The organism is Bacteroidota bacterium, assembly GCA_030706745.1.
In the GTDB taxonomy this organism is placed as follows: domain Bacteria; phylum Bacteroidota; class Ignavibacteria; order Palsa-1295; family Palsa-1295; genus PALSA-1295.
Map to the genome: position 1 here is coordinate 148998 of JAUZNX010000001.1, position 19573 is coordinate 168570.

The window sequence follows — 19573 nt, forward strand, 5'->3', positions numbered from 1 at the left end:
CCCCTCCTATGGAGCGAAGCGGAAAAGGAGGGGGCCGGGGGGTGGTTGAGGTGGTTGCTATTTTGTTTTTTGAATTTCATATTCATAATCATCGTCGTTTTTGAAGCGTTTTACCCATTTCTTCCGCTCCCATTCATTAAGAATCGGCCAGACCGAGTCCGTAAAGGCGCTGAGTAACCCAAGCGCCCCACGGCCACCGCAATGCGGAGAGATGGGACGAAGCTCGTGCGAAAACACGAATACTGACAAGTTTAGGCGATTGCGTAAAGCAAGCAGACCCTCTGCCACGGCACGCTTCCGGTAATCCGAAAACGCCGCGAATTCCAGCGAATTGAGTAATACGATTTGAGCGCCGACCCGCGCGATCTCGGCTTCCAGCAGTTCCGGCGTCAGCGTGGAAGTCGGGCAGTCGAGCACGAAGAGGTTATCCGGCGATGGCAGTTCGATCGAGTCGTCGAAATCGCCCGGCTTCGCGTCCTTAACGTATTGCTGAAACGTCCACGGAATCTTCAAGCGGAGCAAGTGCATCGCATTGACGAAGCCCGACGTAAGCAACTCCGCGCTTGCGAAGGTGTTGAAGAGCAGCACCGGTTTTTTCGGATATTTCAGCGCCAGGTGCAGCGCGACCGCACTCGCCACCTCGACCGACTTCTTCAGTTCGCGGCTCATAATGAGCGTGAGTGTCCCTTCGAACGCATGATATTGGTGAAAGTCGTCCTGATACGTAATGAGTCTCTCGCGCGGATGCCCGGCGCCTGCGCGCGCGGCATCGAAGATTTGATCCAATTTCAATGGCTGCCGCACCGCATCCATCAGCCTGGCTTGCATCGCACCGGTCTCGACCGGACCCGATTCCATTAATGACATAATTTGTTGCCTTTCTAAATAGGTGCCCATAATGAACGGTGCTAATATAAGACATTCAAAACCCGATGTCAAGAAAAATCGCAAATTATTTTTTGCGGGTAGATCGGGGCCTCCAGCACGACCGAATCGGGATACGTGTCGAAGCATCAGATGCATAACATGGCATGTGTAGCGGACTTACCCGCGCCGGTACATGAGTGCACCAACACCTTCCGCTCTTTATTTCCAACCCCCTCGAAGATCTCCGCCAGATTCAGCCAGACGTTAAGCTTCAGTACTGTTTCTGCGAATGAGAGTGGGGACATGAGTGTTGAGAATAAAACCTCATTTTCTTTATGCGGACAAGATTACGCGATGCGTTGGGTGTGACGATCATGGGTTTCACCAGTTGGACTTTTTTCGACTGGATTCATTTAGGTCGTTTGTTAGGATTCACGGAGCATCCTGTCCCATGGTGGGTTAATGCTGCGGTTGCAATCGGGATCGGGGTTGCTCTCTATCTTTACAAATCCTACTCCGATCGGCGCGAAAGTCGGCTTATTGACGGCGCAATTAACGCGATGAAGGAACAGAGTAGGCAGGACAGGAATGTGCTTGCTCATTACCAACCGGGGCGCAAAAAGGACACCGCCTTGGCGCAAAAACAGGATAAGTTTTTGAACGGGAATCTGCCGGTTTTTCTTTATAAGGATGATGAGGTTCTAAAGAATTTATGTGCCGACCAAGAGGATGGTTTTAAGCTGACTGATCGTGAGATAAGAAGTGGCGCCGAAACGAAGGGGTCTATTGGTGCGAAACTTAAGGGCATAGGCGGAAATGTGTCACGTAAGGCCGAACGAGAGCAAACCGATAAGCTAAAACCCGTTGAGCCGCCCCTTGAAAGAAAATTTTATGAGTACCAAGAGTTGGCTTTGACGAACAAACGTTTTCCTATGGGGCTTGAACTGTTGGAGGAAATTCAAGATACTAGCTTAAGACGCTTCGAGGAATTCGTAAAACATAGCAAGCATTATGGGCTAACACTAGTCGAAGCGGAGGTGTCTGCTAAGCGAGAGGAACTTCATGTTTCTGCCGCGAAAAGCACGATGGATAAACTGGAGAAAGCCACAGGGGAGCACTTCCTCGAGGGCCCGTTTGAGTTGCTCGACCTAGGTGAGAGCTTCAAGTGGGTGTTCGTTCATCCAGTCTCCTCGCGCGTCAAGCACGCTGTCACCATCGTGTTCACAACACCAAAGGCACTTATCGAAAAAACGTACGCCGCAAACATGAGTAACGGTAAAATTGTAAACGTCCGGGTGTTTGGTAAAATTTTGTCTGCCGTTTCAGAGGAAAAAAAACAATACGAGGTTGCGCTCGTCCCGTTTGCAGTTTACTAATCTTGCCTCGGTTGGATATTGTAGCACTCCCACAACCCATCCGAATGCGCGGCTGCAATATGAGAGGGTCTTGTCCCTAATGGTGCTGGCTTCAACTGTGACCAATGTTGATGCAGCACCAATGCACATGCGGGTGCGTTCGCATATGACTGTTACTTAATGTGCCGCTATGCTTCCAAGTCAATTTATTCGTGCTCTCGAATTCGAAAAGTTACGTGGTACCCTCCAAGAGTATCACGACAAATTGAGCTACTTCCTCAATTCTGGCGAGAGTAGCTTCTCGCCAGAGTTCGTCACTCAGTTTATTGCGTTCACGTACAAACTGAGTATCGCGCTAGCATCTGCACGTTTAAATCCAGCCGTTGAGGCAGTTTTCAAATCTATGAAGCTGGTGGGTTACTTCGCACCGGAAGCAATGGCCAATCTGGCAGGAATAAGAGCGCTTAGCAATGCCGCCCAACTCAGGCAAAGCCAATTGTATTCGCCGATGGTAATGCAGCAGGCTGCAATAGAAACGCTGCTCGGCCTTCACAATGCTGCAACCCTCCTGCTCGGAGGCGAAGCCGCAGGTCCGAATGCAAGCACCCTCGATTTGGTCGTTGTTGATTTTGATGGCAACGGCATTCTGCTTAGTAGGGTCGAGTCCATAGCCCACTCTACTCGCCAATTAAATAAGTACTTTTCGCGAGTGTATTCGACATCAATCGTCGAACCGAGAATTCTGTTAGCGGAGTCAGGCAGTGACTGGCATATGAAGATCAACACTGGGTCGCAAGTATGTATTGCGATTAGTACTGCGTTGACCTTTTTCTATTTGAATTTGAAAAGTCTCCCCGCCGATACAGCCACATTCGAGATACGTGGCTCGCTCTCGAAAGCTTCAATCCAAGAAGCGATTAAAGGCTTAAGCGCGGACGCAAGGCCAACCGCCGAAAGTTTAACACCAAAACTTGCTGGTGCATTTGATTCTCTCGTAGCGAATGGTGTCGCACCTTATGAAGAGGACTACCATGCTACCCGGCAGGCTCTTGTGCGGCACAAACCCGCTCTGCTTATTTCTGCAGAGTCATCACTTAACACTGAAGGCGATGATGATGAGGATGGCGGCCCTAATGAGCAAAATGCTCAAGATGCGGAGTAAGAGGGCAACTTGTTAAGATCGAGATGGCTGGACCCACCATTTGGTTGAATGTGATGGGGAAGCTGAAGTAGCTTTAATGCAGCACTCCCACACCCCCGCCGAATGCCCGCCACGGCGGGCCGCATTATTTACACGATCATGCCGTGTGACTTGCGCGGTACAAAGAGGCCTTTGACACAATCTGCATTGCGGATGCAAATCTGAATGTGATTCTGTTTACGGAAGCCCGCATTTGGATAGAGAGGCTCGCCTTCTGGGAACATCGCACGGACGGAGTCAAATGTTGTCAGGTTGTCAAAAGGTACCTCACCCTCCTCGATTCGTTGGTGAAGCGAGTTAATAACGGCACAGTCGAGATAGCGTGCCTTTTGCTCAACCCCTCCGATGTTTTGAGGAATCGTGACGCCGGCCAGCTTGGAGGTTTTCAGATAATCAGTATACGCCCGTTTTACCAGTTCAATAGACCGGACGTCGAGCAGATCGAGGCAGTTGTTCAACGAGATCACCGCACCGAGCACCGCGGGTGTTTGAACCTTTTGGTCTGCGTGACGCGGATTTTTCTTTAAGTCTTCCGCCCACCGCATTGCACGCGTTGGGTCACTTTCCCAAAAGTACATTCCCGAACCGAGCCAATCAAAGAGCTCGGTGCTCGGACGCAGTTCGCTCGGACTGAGGACGAGCCGGTCCCTAAGCTTTCGATCGCACCCGTGAAACGCGAGGATGAGATTTGGACGAGTGTTGTACACGAGGTTTATAGTGCGCGGTCAACTCACCTTTCGCATCAACGATCCCAGCTCGCATCAGGAAGGCGCGAGCGGATTTCTTACTGGCCAAGATTTTCTTGGAAGTACGCTCCATTGCAGCGAGATATTGTTTGACTTCGCGTTCGCTCATTGCTATTCGTGATATACAGCGTAAGCTGTGCGATTCTTGACAAAATTACTAAAAAAAACGTTCGACGATGGGTTCCTTTTAGTGTTGCTAAGTGCATTATGCATCACACCCACACCCCCAGCCAAATTGCCCGTCGCGGCGGGCAGCATTATGTTGCTAAGTGCTTTCCCGCTGGAGTAAATATCTCGCCCCGCTGGGGCTTTCTTCCTGTGCTCATCGCCTGCCCGCGAATTATCTCCCGCGTCCCGCGTTTACTGCAACAGTTAAAAAAGAAAGGTTACAACTGTGCGTTACCGTTGGCGCCTGCCTGATCCATCCGGAACCGGGGAGGCCCTCGAACATACGCGTGAACTCAGTCGATCGATCAATGTACCAGAAAGCATCGCCAGCATCCTCGTAGCACGGAACGTGCGGACCTTCGAAACGGCGCGGGAATATTTCCGTCCGTCCCTCGAACGCGTCCACGATCCATTCCTGATGGACGATATGTCGCGTGCCGTCACGCGGATCATTCAGGCTATTCAGGAAGGGGAGCGGATCACCATTTATGGTGATTACGATGTCGATGGTACGACGAGCACAGCAATGCTGATGCTCTTCTTCGAATCGATCGGAGTGTACGCCTCTTACCATATTCCCGACCGGTTCACCGAAGGGTACGGTCTCTCCGTGGCCGGAATCGACCGGTGCTTTAGTGCACCCGAGACCGCGCCGAGTCTGATCATCACCATCGACTGCGGCATCACATCGATCGATGCGGTCGCCTATGCGCGTTCGCGTGGTGCGGATATTATCATTTGCGATCATCACGAGCCGGTGCGCGATGCCGGAATAGCGCGACTTCCCGAAGCGTATGCGATCCTGAATCCGATCAAAGGCTCGTGCAACTATCCCTACAAGCATCTGTGCGGTTGCGGTGTCGGTTTTAAACTCATCCAGGCGATTTCGAAGTCATTAGACCTTGGTGTCGATTCTTCGACGCAATTTCTCGATTTCGTGGCCATGGCAAGCTCGGCGGACATCGTGTCGCTGCAAGGGGAAAACCGGATTCTGACATCGTTCGGACTTCAGGAGATCAACGAGCGGCCACGGCCGGGTATTCGCGCGCTCATCCAGGCCGCGCAGCTCAAGCCCGGCAAGATTGGCACGAGTCAGGTCGTCTTCGGTCTTGCGCCGCGCATCAATGCCGCCGGACGCTTAGGCGATGGCGGGCGCGCCGTGAAACTACTCATGTCGCGGACGGACGATGAGGCGCATCATCATGCAGCCGAACTCGAATTTGAAAACTCCAACCGCCGGCGTATCGATGAAGAAGCGTTTTTCGAAGCGTGCCACGTCGTCGATGGCATGTTGAACCGCACCAGCGACCGCATTATCGTGCTGCACAATCCCGGATGGCATGCCGGGGTGATCGGCATTGTGGCATCTCGGCTGGTCGAGCGGTATCACTTGCCGGTCGTGCTGCTGACGACGATCGATGGCGTCGCGAAGGGCAGCGCGCGTTCCATTCCGGGGTTCGATATTCACTCGGCCATCAAACGCTGTGAAGACAAGGTCGTGACATTCGGGGGTCACAAATACGCCGCCGGTGTTTCCATTACGATTGAACGAGTCGCGGAATTTCGAACGGCGATCAACGATGTCGCCAGCGAACTCATTACGGCGGAAATGCTCGAGCCGGAAATCCGGGCGGATGCTGCGATCGATCTTGGCGAACTCAATCCGAAGTACTTCGCAATCATCCGCCAATTCCAACCGTACGGTCCGGATAACATGCGCCCGGCATTTTATTCGAAGGATGTAGAGGTCGTTGGCTATCCCCGAATCGTTGGGAAGACGACGCCGCACCTTAAGTTTCAAGTTCGTCCAAGCACGGTAGCTACCAATGGCAGCAGTGCAACCGGCCTCGCTCAAAATCTCATCCCGTTTACAATTGGTGGCGGGGCAATGGAAGCGATCGGGTTTGGCTTAGGCGAGCGCTTACGAGAATTGCTCGGCCCCAACGGCCGCGGACGCAAAGATCTCGAGATGATCTATTATCTCGAAGAGAATGAGTATATGGGCCGCGTGACACCGCAATTAGTGGTGAAAGATTTTCGGTAGTGTAATTCCTGTCCAACAAATGCGTATGATAAAATCCCTATTCCTTGTCATGTCGATCGTCACGCTTGCCAGTTGTTCCAGTTCGAGCGGTCCTGGAAGCAGCAACGGCGGTAACGACACAACGCTGACCGTTCTTTCGTTTTCGCCAGATACTGCTGTGCGCAATGTCACGGTGGTCACGCTCAGTGGAAAGCATTTTCCAACGACTGCGGCGGCAACACATCTCAGGGTCGGTGGAACCGGCGTGAGCATCTTAGAGCAGACCGACACCTCGATCATTTTCCGGGCCACCGATACTACTGTCACTGGCGCGGTTGTACTTAACGGCAAACAAGCACCCGGCATCCTCACGGTGGTCTCCCCGCAACCATCCGTTTTGGACCAATTCGTTGGGATGCGAGCGACCATCGATCTTGAGCATACTCATTTGATCGACCGGCAGGTCATCACGTATGATGGTACGCCGCCGCAAATCACGGATATGGAGTACAACGAGTTACTTGCGACCGGTTCGGGAAAATTGGTCGAGCAAAACGGGAAGCTGGTCTTCGCGGATTCGACAAACTATGGTACTGCTCCCGCGACAGACTGGCAGGCCACGACCGGATACGTCATCCTCGATGCCAACGCGAGCAAGATCGTCGAGATGTTCCTGCATTACTCGGATCGCTCGAACAATCTGTCTCAAGGTTCTACGTCCGATAGCCACATGACGGTGAGGCTTCGAAATATTCCAATGCAGGTCGTGAACAACAAGATCACTGCAACGCTGAACGGTGCACTGCTCAATGATACGAACTACGTAAAATACGATCGGTATTCCGAAAGTCACCAACCCGGGACCGTGATAACGAGCACGCTCCACTTCTGGGAGGCGACCGCACCGCAGACGCTCACGGTGCTGTTTCAATAGACGGACGACGAAAAAGAAGGGAGGCTTTCGCCTCCCTTCCTCTCACTGTACGGCCCGCGTCTTAGTGGTGTCCACCATGATGATCATTACCATCACCGCCATGACGCGTGGTGTCCGACCCGCCACTGCGCTCGATGCGCGAGCTGTCTCGCCCATCATCATGCCGCACGGTGGTCGTGTCTTGACCTCCGTTTCCATCATGTCTCACTTCGGTGGTATCACTTCTCCCGTCCGAACCATGATGGCCACTCGTTGTATCGTGCCGAACATCTGTTGAATCACGCCGCGTATCGGTTGAATCCCGCCCATCATTTGTAGAGTCGCGTCCCATGTGCGTCGAATCGCGGCCATGACCGCGCGTGGAATCCTGTCGCGAGTGTCGTATGATGCTATCCAATGTACCGGACCCGTTGAGCAACGCGCTCAGGTCGTTCGAACAGGCAGCGATGGACGCCGTAAGCGCGCCGGCCGCCAGCAAAAAGGCAAACCTTCTCATGACTATCGTATCCTTTCATGCGTTAAACTAAAGACTCACCATAAGAGACACGTTGGCACGCCTGCAAATTACAGAGGCCATCGTCGCAGGAGGATTACGACAGAGAATATGGGCAGGCGGACTGACGCTCCGCCCGTAATTTCGGCGCTATTCTTTCACTAACTTAATCGTCCGCACTTCGCCAGTGCCGAGCGTAATGCGGAGATAGTTCGTACCGGAGGCGCAGCGCGAGAAGTCAATGGGGATTTGGTGGACACAAGGCTCCTTCAATCCATCCCCCGCCTTTCCAAGGCGTGGGCTTTCCTACTGGCTTAGTAGGTGCCGCAGCCGCAACAGGAGGCCGCGGGCTTCTTTGCATAAACCGTAATGCTGAAAATGCCGGACTCGCTTGAACCGAATTTCTCCGCCGCCTCTTTGCTGAGATAGGTCCTGAGAATATCATTCGGAATGACGATGGGCTTCTCCTTTTGGATCGTTACATTCGTAAATCCGTTTTTGGCAATCAGTCCGAGATACTCTTGCTTCTGAATTGCTCCGGCCACGCATCCGGCGTACATCTCTGCATCCTTTTGCAGCGGCTCGGGTAGTTCTCCTAAGAGCACGACATCCGAGATGCTGAAATGACCGCCAGGCTTGAGCACCCGAAATATTTCCTGGAACACCGCGTCTTTGTTCGGCACCAGATTGAGCACGCAGTTGCTCACGACGACATCGGCCACATCCGCAGTGACCGGAATATGCTCGATGTCACCAGTGCGAAATTGCACGTTATCGAATCCCAGCCGCTCTGCATTCGCGCGGGCCTTCTCGATCATAGCCAGTGTAAAATCAATACCGATGATAGTGCCGGTCTCGCCGGTCTCGGCGCGCGCCACGAAGCAATCGTTACCGGCGCCGGAACCGAGATCGATCACCGTATCGCCGGACTTGATCTTCGCAAATTGCGTGGGCAGTCCGCATCCCAGGCCAAGGTCTGCTTCGGGTGCATAGCCCGAGAGCGCCGTGTAATCATCGCTCATGATGGTTGCGACCTCAGTCGAGCATCCACCCGCGCCGCAGCAGGATGATTCATTGCTCGCCTTGCTCTGCTGGGCGATTTGGCTGTACTTCGTTCGAACGAGTTCTTTGAGTTGTTCGCTGGTTTCCATGATGTTGTTATATTGAGGATGAATCAGAGGAGGTAATCATTATCGTAATTGGCCGATGGATGCGGTTAGATTCAGCAACACGCGACCAGGGAGGCATCGTAGGAGCCGAAGAACGCCGCGAGGAATTCCTGCGCCGCCTTCCATTCCGTTTCGTTTATACAGTAGCAAACTTTCGCGCCTTCGATATCGCCCTGGATCAGGCCGGCATCCTTGAGCGCCTTCAGGTGCTGCGATACAGTACTCTGTGCGATCGGCAACTCATCGACAATGTCTCCGCACATACACGCGCGACGCTCGATCAGCAGCCGCAGAATCGCCACTCGCGCCGGATGGGCCAGCGCTTTGGAATACGTGGCGATCCGGTTGTCCTTTACGGAGAATTCGTCTGATTTGGTTGCTCCCATACGGCCTTATACATCGTAATATTACGATATGTTTCAGCGGGTGCGTCTTATTCGTAAAAATATCGCAAGGATGCTCAAGAGGACTAAGTACTACTTGAGGGCGTCATCGAGCGATTGGGTCAGTGCTGGCGCGGCTTTGCGAAGTTTTCTATCTTCGGTCACAAGGCGAAGGCCAAGTTTGCGAGCAAGGACGAGGTAGCGTGCATCGTAGGCCGTAACTCCGAATTCATTGGCGATCCGAAGGGCATCGAAATGAGAAACGAAATGAAGCTTCGCTTTCAGCGTCGCTTCGGCGCGTTCAAGGACGCCGATGGATTGTTCGAGTGTCAACGCGTTCGTGCGAATGCAGGTGACGAGGACATTGGTCAATTCGGTCAGTACGAATGCTTCACTATGCCAGTCGGAATCGCGATCCAATAATTTCAACGCGGCTTGATTACGGTCGCCTTCGATCAGCAGATAGGCCAGAATGTTCGCATCGACGACGAGCATTATTCTCTGCCCCAATTGATGGCAGCTTCGATCTCTTCAATCGTCAGTGGTCCGCGTCCTTTCAGGGGGACTGGTTTCGGGAGCTTCCGCGATTTCACGGCCGATCGCACTCGGCCTTGTTCGAGCCATGCACCGATGGCCTCAGCGAGCACGTCTTTGAGCTTCTTCTGCTCGTGCACGGCACGAATCCTCACACGGTGCATCAGGTCATCTGGGAGGTCGATCGTTGTCTTCATAAACGAATATTTCTGGGAAGCTGGTTATATGGGTAACCAGCTTCCACAGAACGTTTGTTCCAATCAACGATGCGCGGGTGTTACTGCTTCGGCTTGGTGTAATTGACCATCCAGCAGACGCCGTATTTGTCCTTCAGCGAGCCCCAATAGGATCCCCAGAACATGTCCTGAAGCGGCATGATGTTCGAGGCGCCGGGTGAGAGTCCCTTAAAGATGCGATCGGCTTCCTCGCGGCTGTCGGTCTCGAGGGATAGATTCACGTTGTTCCCCATGGTTACTTTATGTCCGGCGGATTCGACGGCATCCGTACCCATCAGTGTGCTCTCGCCTACTTTGAGCGAGACGTGCATGATGCCGTTCGCCTCATCCGGCGAGATGGGACCCGCCTGCGGAGTATCCTTGAACCGCTGCAGGAACAGGAACTCGCCACCAAACACGGACTTGTAAAAGTTGAATGCTTCCTCGGTCTTGCCCGGGAAATTGAAATATGGATTGACGATCTTCATGGTTGTGATTGGTTAGACAAAAATGATATTGTTCTGAAGCGTTGTCGATTGTTATCCCGCGTACTCCGCGATCTTCTGCCCCTGACGGCGCTCCTGCTCGCGCAACTCCTGTGTGAGCTGCTCGCCGAAATCTTCAGCTTCGAAAATCGGGCGAATCTCGACTTCATCGCCCTCTAAAAACGGCGCACGCTTGAGCCAGGCGATCGCATCATCGAGCGATGGCAACCGCCAAACCCAGTAGCCGGCGACGAGATCATTTGTGTTGGTGAATGGTCCCTTCGTAACGGTCTGGTTCTTACCGAAGTGAACTCGCGCGCCTTTCGATGATGGATGAAGACCGTCGGCAGCGAGCATGATGCCCGCATCGACCAACTGCTGATTGAATCTGCCCATTGCTGTGAGCATTTCGGTTGATGGCATATCTCCACGTTCCGATGCTTTCGATGCTTTGACGATGACAAGAAATCGCATGGTATCCTCCTTGTTGTGTGTTAGGTAAACAATGCTAAGTAACGCGTTAGGCGTTACGATTTGTGATAAGCTTCTTCGAGTCCTTTCATATCGATTTTGTTCATTCCGAGCATCGCCTGCATGACGTTCCCGGCTCTTTTCGGGTCTTTGTCGCCCATGAGCTTGCCGAGAAGTGTCGGTATGATTTGCCACGATACTCCATATTTATCCTGGAGCCAGCCGCAGCGATCGTAGCGCCCTCCCTCTCCGAGTTTGTCCCATAATCGATCGACTTCTTCCTGCGTGTCGCAATTGATGAAGAGCGAGATGCCCGGTGTAAAGGGTACGTCCATCGGATGGCCGCTATCCATCGCCGCGAAGATCTGATCGTTCAGTTTGAAGCCGGCGTGCTTGATTTGCCCCGTCGGTCCCTCCTCGTCAGGTTCATAGCGTGCGACGTGATCGATGCTTGAACTCGGAAACTGCGAAACATAGAATTTCACTGCCTCTTCCGCCTTGCCTTGCTGCGCGCCATTATACATCAGGGTCGGCACAACCCGCGATGTTCTGCGCGTAAGTCCGATTTGCCAGGAGACTCCGAACTTGTCCTCGGTCCATCCATACTTCTCGCTCCACGGGTAGGCGTTCATTTCCATCATGATCTTTCCATCTTTGGAGAGGGTGCTCCAGAGTGTCTCAACCTCTTCCTCTGTTTCGCACATGGCATAGAACGAAATCGATGGATTCGGGTGATACTGTGGTCCGCCGTTGAACAGGATGAAGGTCGTGCCAGCCAGTTCGACGGTCACACCCATTGGCTTACCACCCAGCGTTGGCGCTTGTCCCGGCATCGTGCTCACGGTCTTCGCATTCTTAAACGCGCTCGTGTATACGTTGGCTGCGTCGACAGCGTTATCGTTGAACCACAGGAACGGATTGATTTTTTGCATTGGTAGAATTTACTGAACGTATGTTGAAAGAACGTTAGCCTTTATTGAGCGCAGCTTCGAGTGCGGCAATATCGAGCTTCCGCATCCCGAGCATCGCCTTCATTACGCGACTGGCCTTCGCAGGGCCGCATCGGTCAAAAGGATCCTCAGTATCTTCGAGTTCTTGAAGAGGCTGACGTAAAAGTTCGCAGCCTCTTCCGCTTGTGTGTCGAACCACAGACAAGGTGTGCTTTTTTGCATGGATCCTGTGCGTTAGCCCATTGCGTTTGGCTGTAGCATGCTGACGCGATTGCCTTCGGTATCAAGAAACGATACCCATTTGCCGACGCCGGGAATCTCTGTTGGTTCACCGATAATCTTGCCGCCTGCAGCCGTCACTTTTTTAAGATGGTCTTGGAGGTTCTCGACGCCGATAACGATCGATGGCGCATGAGAGACCGGATCCTCGGTGCGATCGTAGAAGCCACCGTTGATTCCTTGCTTTGGCCGGCCGTTCCCATCGCCTTCGGCTGTTTCGACGAGCACGTAATTGCCCATGTCCTCACCGAATTGTTGGGTCTTCCAGCCAAACGCTTTGGTGTAAAATTCGCTCATGCGTTTGCGGTCTTTTGCCGGCATTTCGAAATGTACTACTGGATTCATGATGTTACTCCTTTGATAAATTAGTTGGTGTAGAATGTGAACTCTAAGATTCGTCCAAGAATACGATGGATCCGATGACACCATCGAGGAAGAGCAAAGCCACGGTGATGTAATGAAACACTCGTTCCCGACTTAGCCCCGCCCTCAAAACAGAAACTATTCCAACTTGCATGTTACGATCGCGTTATTTTTTGCCATTTTTTGTGTGTAGCACGACATGCAGCGTTTCGTCGTAGCTCAGCATCCAGCGGATGCCAAACCGATCGGTAACCATACCGAATGTCGCCCCCCAGAATTCCACGCTGAGCGGGTGAATGACTCGACCACCCAAAGAAAGCTTCGAGAAGAATGTCTCGATCTCCTCCTCGGTACTGCAATGGAGTGCAAGCGCAATGTTATTTCCTTGATGGAAGCCGTCCGGCCCGATCATATCCGAGCCCATGAGGGTCAGCGCATCCGAGCAGAGCGATGCATGCAAAATCTGGTCTTTCATGCTTGTCGGGCATTGGTCTTCGATGCTCGATCCGCCTATGGTCTGGATTAGTAACTCACCACCCAAGCAGTTGTGATAGAAAGACATTGCTTCACGACAATTGCCCTCAAAAGTCACGTATGCGTTAATTTGAGTCATTTTCGCCATTTTGTGCCCGTTTGAGCTAACGAGTGCAAACTTACAGCTTTGCTATGAAGGGGGGTGAGCTGCAAAAGCGGCATTCTAAGGGGCTAATTGCGACAACGACTCTAAGGCCATTCCGGTAGCATGATGGAAGATTGAGTACCCGCGTGAGTAACCGATTTTCCGAGACTGGCCGTAGTTTGCACTTGTCGATGGCAATACGCCGAAGACTTAGTCACTCTTTTTCTTGAGACACTATGAAAAACTACATCATTCGCACAAGACAGTACGGACCCTCGATCCTGGCGCTGGCGCAGATGCTTCTTTGCGTGATAGCATCAGAAGCTGTCGCGCAGGGTGCGACATTACACCCGGCAATTAACTACTCTGCCCCGGCGATCGTGAGTCCGATCGAGGTTCTGACAAACGATGCGGAATCCAGTTGCGCAGTTCCAACTATCGGCCTATCGGACGAACGATGCGCAGCACGGTTGCGCGGAGATGGCGCTCGGGCAATATTCACGACAACTAGCCCCAAGCGACTCAACTTTGGAGCTGTGCCCGTTGGCCAGACTGAACAACAAACGTTCTCATTCACGAATACGGGCAGTGATACGATGGACATTCTATCGATCGATCGTGCATCCGAAAATGGATTCAATATACTCTTTGCACGGGTTACGATTCCGCCGCACCAGAGAGGGACCGTTGTATTCCAGTTCGCTCCAACTGCGGAGAAGACGTATGCCACAGTAGTGTCGTTTGTGCTCGCACATGGAGTTGTTGCGCCAACGCTCAGACTTAGTGGAAGGGGCACGGAACCGCTGGAAGATTCGACAACCCGCACTGCTCAAACAAGCGCACGCGACCAAGATGCGGGAGTGGCGGCTGGAACCGCGGCCAGAACACGATATGCGCACTAAGCTGGAAGCATTTCCTGTTTCCACTATCATGGAACGTCCGGCCATTCTGAACCCAATCGATGAGCAACCCGTAACGAAAGACAAGTTGCAGGCATGGTTCACCGCGGCCGATGCACTGCGCCAGCAAGGCCGGCTATTGGAAGCAGCGAGTGAATTCGATGGACTCATCGCAAACGCCCGGGCCACGGGTGAACGCGAAATCGAAGGGCGTGCGACGAACACGCGCGGCGTCATCGAAGAGCGCCGTGAGGACTATCCTTCCGCGAAGACATACCACGACCGCGCGCTTGCGATCGCGCTGGAAATTGGCGATCGCATCGGTGCGGGTCTGGCACGGACCGATCTGGCGTGGGTCTATCAGCAATGGGAGATGCACGATCTCGCCATGGATCACGCGAGAGCCGCTCTGGACGAGTTACTCGGGACGCCCGAAGAGCACGTCGCGCTGCACAGGATGGGAACGCTGCTTGCGGATTCATGCCGATATCGAGCCGCGCTCGAATTTTTCGAGAAGGCGCTCGCTTCGGTCCGTTCGGGCTCGATCGCCACGCCGCAGCTGGAACGCGCCCTTTCCCTGAACTATGCATGGAGCGCCTCGATGCATCTGCACCTGGGAGATGCTATGCTTGCAAAGGAGATCAACCTCAAAGCGCTGGAACTGGTTGAGCAGCTCGACGATCCGATTAATGTTGCTAATCTCACGGCAAAGATAGGTTATTGCGAGATGGAATTGGGCGAGATTCCAGCCGCACGCGAGCGAATGCATCTTGCTTCCAATCTCTATCTCGCTCAGGGGCGGCTCAGTAGTCTTGCATCCTGCCAGATGTCGATTGCAGATCTGGAGACACGCTCGGGCAACCCGGCGGAAGCGCTGTCGATGCTGGAATCGGCTTCGAAATATCTTCAGGAATCCGGAAGCAAGCGGTTCGCATGGCGCCTCCACGAGACCTACTCGAGCGCCTACGAAGCGATGGGCGACTGGAGAATGGTCGTCCATCACGATCGAGAGCGCGAGCGCAGCCGCGAGGAGCGTGATTCGGAACAACTCCAGGATAAACTTGGCGCTGCCCAGATCTTAATTGCGACCCAACGCGAGCGGCACGCTATGGAATTGCAGAAACTACGCGCCGAGAAACTCGAACAGCAGATTGCGATGCAGCTCCTCTCTGTCGCGGCACAGGCTGAGCTCGTCCAGAAAATTCGCGATGGCATTCGGGAGGCGGTTCGGAGACTTGCGGATCCCATCAATACCTTGAATGAAATCCAGGAGATCATCCGAGCACTTCCGCGGCAGGAGATCGACTGGCCGAAGTTCGAGGCACAGCTAACGATGCTTCATCCTGGCTTCCGGACGAATCTCGAAATCAAGTTTCCTGAACTGACGTCCCAGGAGGTTCGAGTATGTGCACTGGTCCGTGTGGGCCTCATCAATCCGGAAATCGCCAAACTTTTGAGTCTCTCCGAGCGGACTCTGGAGAACCATCGCTTCAATATCCGTAAGAAACTGGGGCTAAAGACCGGGGACCATCTGGGCGAATTCTTGAGTGGTAACGTTTAGATCTATTCCAGGCGCGGTGGTGAATACCGACTCTCATCGCGAGGGTGCAAAAATGGCATCCTTGGGGGTTGATTGCGACAATGGAATTTCGTATTTTTGGATCGCGGCATCAATCCGCGTAATCCATATCAATCTGCGAAATCCAAGTTCTTTTCATGAAGAATATCGCTATTCTTGTACCGCGTGGGGCTGTCGCACTGGGCTGCATCGAAGGATCGTACATTGGCTTCAATCGCGCAAACGAAGTTTTGCTGCGAATGGGGAAACCACCGCTGTTTGACGTAAAGCTCGTTGGGCTGAGCGCTGACGCCCAGGTATACGACCGGCTGTTTACCGTGCGACCCGACGTGACGATTGCGGATGCGTACCAACCGGACACAATCATCATCCCGGCCGTGAATGGCGATTGGAATGAGGTCATAGCGATCAACCGCGAGTTCTTCCCGTGGATCGTCGAGCAATACAAGAATGGAGCGGAAGTCGCGAGCCTGTGTGTCGGCGCATTTCTGCTCGCTGCGACCGGACTCGTCGATGGAAAGAAGTGCGCGACACATTGGTTAGCGCAAAATGATTTTAGAAAGATGTTTCCGTCCGTCGATCTCGTCTCCGAGAAGGTTATCACCGATGAAGGCGGCGTCTATTCCAGCGGCGGCGCGAATTCGTTTTGGAATCTGATTATGTACCTCATTGATAAGTATGCGGGCCGCGACGTGGCAATCGCGTGTGCGAAGATTTACGAAATTGAAATCGATCGCGACACCCAATCACCGTTCATCATTTTCACGGGCCAGAAGGACCATGAAGACGAGCCGATCAAAGAAGCCCAAGCCTTTATCGAAGGTAATTTTCAAAAGAAGATTACGATCGAGCAACTGGCTGCGATGTCGGCGATGGGCCGCCGAACATTCGAGCGTCGATTCAAAAAAGCGACCTCGAATACTGTCGTCGAGTATATGCAGCGGGTGAAAATCGAAGCGGCGAAGAAGAGCCTCGAAACCAACCGCAAGAATGTCAGCGAAGTGATGTATGATGTCGGCTACTCCGACACCAAGGCATTCCGGACGACATTCAAGAAGATCACGGGTTTGTCGCCGATTGATTACCGGAATAAGTACAATTGAGAGGTTTCCGTGACAAATGTTGAGATTCTAAGTCACTGCGCCTATTCTGAATTGTCGAGTTGATCGTAAGAAGTACTTACTCAAATGCAAATCTGTTGTATCTTTGTGAGATTGATTTTGCTTCATTCAAGCTGATCGAAACGCATATGTCTTGCCATTTCTTGTCGCTGCCACGGGTTGTTCGCTGTCGTTATGCATCATTGTTCCTACTCACCGCCACTATGCTCAGCGTGCCGTATCGCGGGGAGGCACAATCGATCCCTATGAACGGTCGACTGCAGGGCGAGCCAATCGTCAACACGAGTTCTGGTGGAGCGAATGCTTGGTTCTGTGCCACGACGAGGCATCTCTATCGGTTCCGAAGGGAAGGTCTGATCCCATCTTTGCCCTTCGAGGTCGATACGTGGATCGGCGACTTTACCGCGCCTTCGGGTACGACGATTGTGGATGCATTCTACACCAAAGATAATACGCGTCCGCACGGAATTCTCATCCTTCTCAGTAATGGTGATATCTACTGGATCCAGGAGCATTTCGACGGGAATGTCTATACTTACTTTAGTCCCGTGTATCAAGCACACCTCGGCTCTGTTGGTTCAGATTCATGGACCAAAATAAAAGGTGATGCACTCTATGCGCTGTCGAGTTCGTACATCGATGTCAGTCGCGATAGCAGTCATGCCATTTGGACGCCGGACACGGCCGGACTACCATCGCAGTTTGGCAAGCCGATCCGCATCGGGGACTTCTACCTCGATTCCGAACAGAATGTCTATGCCACGACTGCCGCTGGGCTATTTATCCAGACTCCAACGGGCAGTACATGGACGAAAGTAACCTCGCTCACTGGTTCTGGCTCGGATAATCTCAAGCAGATCTTCATCGATCGGCGCGACCGGATGATCGTCAGCAACAACGGCTCGCAAGGGATATTTATCAGCGTCGATCATGGTTCATCATGGCGAAACGACGCGACGGTCGCGACGATGCGGGGCGCCTCCGATGATAGTTTCGGCGATGACTTCATCTACGGTCAGGATGCGCAAGGAAATCTTGTGCTGCTCAAGTCCAGCGATGGCCTGCAAACATGGCAATCGATTTCCGCTGGCATTACCGCGCAGACCAATGCAAGCGTTGCGATCACCAGCATATCTGGGGACACCATCCTCATTGCCGGGACGACAGCGGGAGTGTACGCGAGTACAGATCGGGGGACAACGTGGACCGCAGCCAATCGAGGCATCAATGCTGAGACATTCCATGGCTTTGCTAAGACCAGTCCCGGATTCTTCATGGCGAGTGATGCGCTCGGTGTTTTTTCGATCAAAGCCGGTGACACCATTTGGTCTAAATCGTATCCTACCAGCGGCTTCTCTTCCCGGACTTCTCTGTATCAGGATGGAATCAGCAATGTCTATGCGCTCGATATTGGGTTGACATCTGCGCTCCCGTTGTTCATTTCGAGTGATCGCGGCGCAAGCTGGCAAGCTGATACTCTTGGAGTGCCTATGCAAAATGCGAACGTTTGGTATGTGGACGAATTCGGCACTCAGCATTTGGCATCCTCCGCGTATGGGAGCAGTTTTCGAAATACGATCTTCGTAAAACCTCGTGGAGGTAGCTGGATGGGAGATACTGCTGGTTACACACCGCAGACACATAGTTATGCGAACTCGATGTCCTCTGATTGGCATGGCATGCTATACCTGAGCGGGGTTGGATTTCCAGGTACCGTCTCAAGACGCCCGATTTCGGGAGGTTCCTGGATTGCGGATACGATAGGGCTCGGATCAGGAATTTACTTTAGTCACATGACTGCGGGACCTGATGGATCGATGTTCGGCAGTACGGGCTCCGATCTGTATCACCATGTTTCGGGTACCTGGCAATTGATCGCTTCCCCGCCTGGGATTCAGTATGCATATCCCGATGCATTCTCAGTAGATTCTAACAATATTCTCTTCGTGGATTGGAGCGTGACCGGTCCCGGAAGTGGGATTTACTTTACGACTAATGTTGGTGCATCCTGGACCTATGCCGGCTTTGGTGGGATGAAGGTGAGTGGGCTTTACTCCTATGGTGATACAACGTATGCGACGACCAGCGATGGAATCTTCGCGTTGGTCGCCAAGCCAGGCATCGCCGAATTCACCTCTTCGGTCAGTTCGGTAGATTTTGGTCCGGTTGCCGTTGGCCAGTCGCGTGATACTACTATACTTATCAATAACAACGGCGCCATCGACGACACCATCACAAGTATCACTTCGGACAATGCCGCCTTCTCGGTCATAGATCCGCCATCCGGGATTCCCGCATTTTCCACGACCACGCTTACGGTACATTTTGCGCCGGTATCAGCCGGTCCGGTTTCCGGTAACCTGTCGATCGCGAGTAATGCCGCAGGTTCCCCCGATCGTATCGCGCTCGCAGGCACGTCGGGAAGCAGCGGAGTACAGAGCGACTTAGTGACTCACTCCATCATACTTGGCGCCCCGTATCCGAATCCTTCCAGCGGCGATGTGACGGTGCCAATTCACCTGGGCGAGGATGGCCGTATCACAATCTTACTGCTTGATATGATTGGCCGCGAGCTGGCAACCGTCTTCGACGGACATCTCCTTGATGGCGACCGCCAAATCAGCATTAATCTTGGCAAGATAACGCCCGGTGCATATTTCCTGAAAGTCCGTACAGCGAACGAGGAAATGGTGGTCCCAATCCTCATGCGGAAGTGAAG

General features: G+C 53.0%; 21 protein-coding genes. 8 read left to right on the plus strand and 13 right to left on the minus strand.

Annotated features, from left to right (window positions below; genetic code table 11):
* Positions 1-57 precede the first annotated feature (57 nt).
* Complete coding sequence (locus Q8902_00695) at positions 58-867, minus strand: hypothetical protein (GenBank protein MDP4198071.1); 810 nt, start codon at positions 865-867, stop codon at positions 58-60.
* Between the two features lie 335 nt (positions 868-1202).
* On the opposite strand from Q8902_00695, the gene Q8902_00700 reads away from it, so the two are divergent.
* Both Q8902_00700 and Q8902_00705 read left to right on the plus strand, forming a co-directional pair.
* Positions 1203-2243, plus strand: coding sequence for a hypothetical protein (locus Q8902_00700; GenBank protein MDP4198072.1), 1041 nt, complete (start codon positions 1203-1205; stop codon positions 2241-2243).
* A gap of 169 nt (positions 2244-2412) precedes the next feature.
* Positions 2413-3384, plus strand: a complete 972-nt coding sequence (locus Q8902_00705; GenBank protein MDP4198073.1) for a hypothetical protein — start codon at positions 2413-2415, stop codon at positions 3382-3384.
* Positions 3385-3512: 128 nt separating this feature from the next.
* On the opposite strand, the gene Q8902_00710 is transcribed toward Q8902_00705, so the two are convergent.
* Positions 3513-4130 (minus strand): hypothetical protein, encoded by a 618-nt coding sequence (locus Q8902_00710; protein MDP4198074.1) that lies wholly within the window; start codon positions 4128-4130, stop codon positions 3513-3515.
* A 433-nt stretch (positions 4131-4563) separates the two neighbouring features.
* On the opposite strand from Q8902_00710, the gene recJ reads away from it, so the two are divergent.
* Together recJ and Q8902_00720 are read left to right on the plus strand one after the other, a co-directional pair.
* The gene (recJ, locus tag Q8902_00715) at positions 4564-6381 is read left to right on the plus strand and encodes a single-stranded-DNA-specific exonuclease RecJ (GenBank protein MDP4198075.1); all 1818 of its coding nucleotides are present in this window, start codon (positions 4564-4566) and stop codon (positions 6379-6381) included.
* A gap of 25 nt (positions 6382-6406) precedes the next feature.
* A complete protein-coding gene (locus Q8902_00720) occupies positions 6407-7294 on the plus strand; it encodes a hypothetical protein (protein MDP4198076.1) in 888 nt (295 codons plus the stop codon).
* Positions 7295-7355: 61 nt separating this feature from the next.
* On the opposite strand, the gene Q8902_00725 is transcribed toward Q8902_00720, so the two are convergent.
* From Q8902_00725 to Q8902_00775, 11 genes are all read right to left on the minus strand, one after another.
* On the minus strand, positions 7356-7790 hold the full coding sequence (locus Q8902_00725) for a hypothetical protein (GenBank protein MDP4198077.1): 435 nt from the start codon (positions 7788-7790) through the stop codon (positions 7356-7358).
* A 311-nt stretch (positions 7791-8101) separates the two neighbouring features.
* Positions 8102-8938 carry an arsenite methyltransferase gene (locus Q8902_00730; GenBank protein ID MDP4198078.1) on the minus strand — a complete coding sequence of 279 codons (837 nt, stop codon included), beginning with the start codon at positions 8936-8938 and terminating at the stop codon, positions 8102-8104.
* A 71-nt stretch (positions 8939-9009) separates the two neighbouring features.
* A complete protein-coding gene (locus Q8902_00735; protein MDP4198079.1) occupies positions 9010-9342 on the minus strand; it encodes a metalloregulator ArsR/SmtB family transcription factor in 333 nt (110 codons plus the stop codon).
* Positions 9343-9432: 90 nt separating this feature from the next.
* Complete coding sequence (locus tag Q8902_00740; GenBank protein MDP4198080.1) at positions 9433-9834, minus strand: type II toxin-antitoxin system VapC family toxin; 402 nt, start codon at positions 9832-9834, stop codon at positions 9433-9435.
* The gene (locus tag Q8902_00745) at positions 9834-10070 is read right to left on the minus strand and encodes a hypothetical protein (protein MDP4198081.1); all 237 of its coding nucleotides are present in this window, start codon (positions 10068-10070) and stop codon (positions 9834-9836) included. The genes Q8902_00740 and Q8902_00745 overlap by 1 nt, the downstream gene beginning before the upstream one ends.
* An 80-nt stretch (positions 10071-10150) precedes the next feature.
* Positions 10151-10576 carry a VOC family protein gene (locus Q8902_00750; GenBank protein ID MDP4198082.1) on the minus strand — a complete coding sequence of 142 codons (426 nt, stop codon included), beginning with the start codon at positions 10574-10576 and terminating at the stop codon, positions 10151-10153.
* 51 nt (positions 10577-10627) lie between these two features.
* Entirely contained in the window at positions 10628-11047 is a 420-nt protein-coding gene (locus tag Q8902_00755) for a YciI family protein (protein ID MDP4198083.1), read from the minus strand.
* 53 nt (positions 11048-11100) lie between these two features.
* Positions 11101-11976, minus strand: coding sequence for a VOC family protein (locus tag Q8902_00760; protein MDP4198084.1), 876 nt, complete (start codon positions 11974-11976; stop codon positions 11101-11103).
* A 34-nt stretch (positions 11977-12010) separates the two neighbouring features.
* Positions 12011-12193 carry a hypothetical protein gene (locus tag Q8902_00765; protein ID MDP4198085.1) on the minus strand — a complete coding sequence of 61 codons (183 nt, stop codon included), beginning with the start codon at positions 12191-12193 and terminating at the stop codon, positions 12011-12013.
* 35 nt (positions 12194-12228) lie between these two features.
* Positions 12229-12618 carry a VOC family protein gene (locus Q8902_00770; GenBank protein MDP4198086.1) on the minus strand — a complete coding sequence of 130 codons (390 nt, stop codon included), beginning with the start codon at positions 12616-12618 and terminating at the stop codon, positions 12229-12231.
* A 184-nt stretch (positions 12619-12802) separates the two neighbouring features.
* Positions 12803-13249, minus strand: a complete 447-nt coding sequence (locus Q8902_00775; GenBank protein ID MDP4198087.1) for a VOC family protein — start codon at positions 13247-13249, stop codon at positions 12803-12805.
* Positions 13250-13491: 242 nt separating this feature from the next.
* Between Q8902_00775 and Q8902_00780 the strand changes: the two genes are divergently transcribed.
* The 4 genes from Q8902_00780 to Q8902_00795 all read left to right on the plus strand — a co-directional run bounded on the left by Q8902_00780 (position 13492) and on the right by Q8902_00795 (position 19571).
* A complete protein-coding gene (locus tag Q8902_00780) occupies positions 13492-14157 on the plus strand; it encodes a hypothetical protein (protein MDP4198088.1) in 666 nt (221 codons plus the stop codon).
* The gene (locus Q8902_00785) at positions 14147-15715 is read left to right on the plus strand and encodes a tetratricopeptide repeat protein (protein MDP4198089.1); all 1569 of its coding nucleotides are present in this window, start codon (positions 14147-14149) and stop codon (positions 15713-15715) included. Before Q8902_00780 ends, Q8902_00785 begins: the two co-directional genes overlap by 11 nt.
* Before the next feature lie 155 nt (positions 15716-15870).
* Positions 15871-16836 (plus strand): helix-turn-helix domain-containing protein, encoded by a 966-nt coding sequence (locus Q8902_00790; GenBank protein ID MDP4198090.1) that lies wholly within the window; start codon positions 15871-15873, stop codon positions 16834-16836.
* Between the two features lie 263 nt (positions 16837-17099).
* A complete protein-coding gene (locus Q8902_00795) occupies positions 17100-19571 on the plus strand; it encodes a choice-of-anchor D domain-containing protein (protein ID MDP4198091.1) in 2472 nt (823 codons plus the stop codon).
* Positions 19572-19573 lie beyond the last annotated feature (2 nt).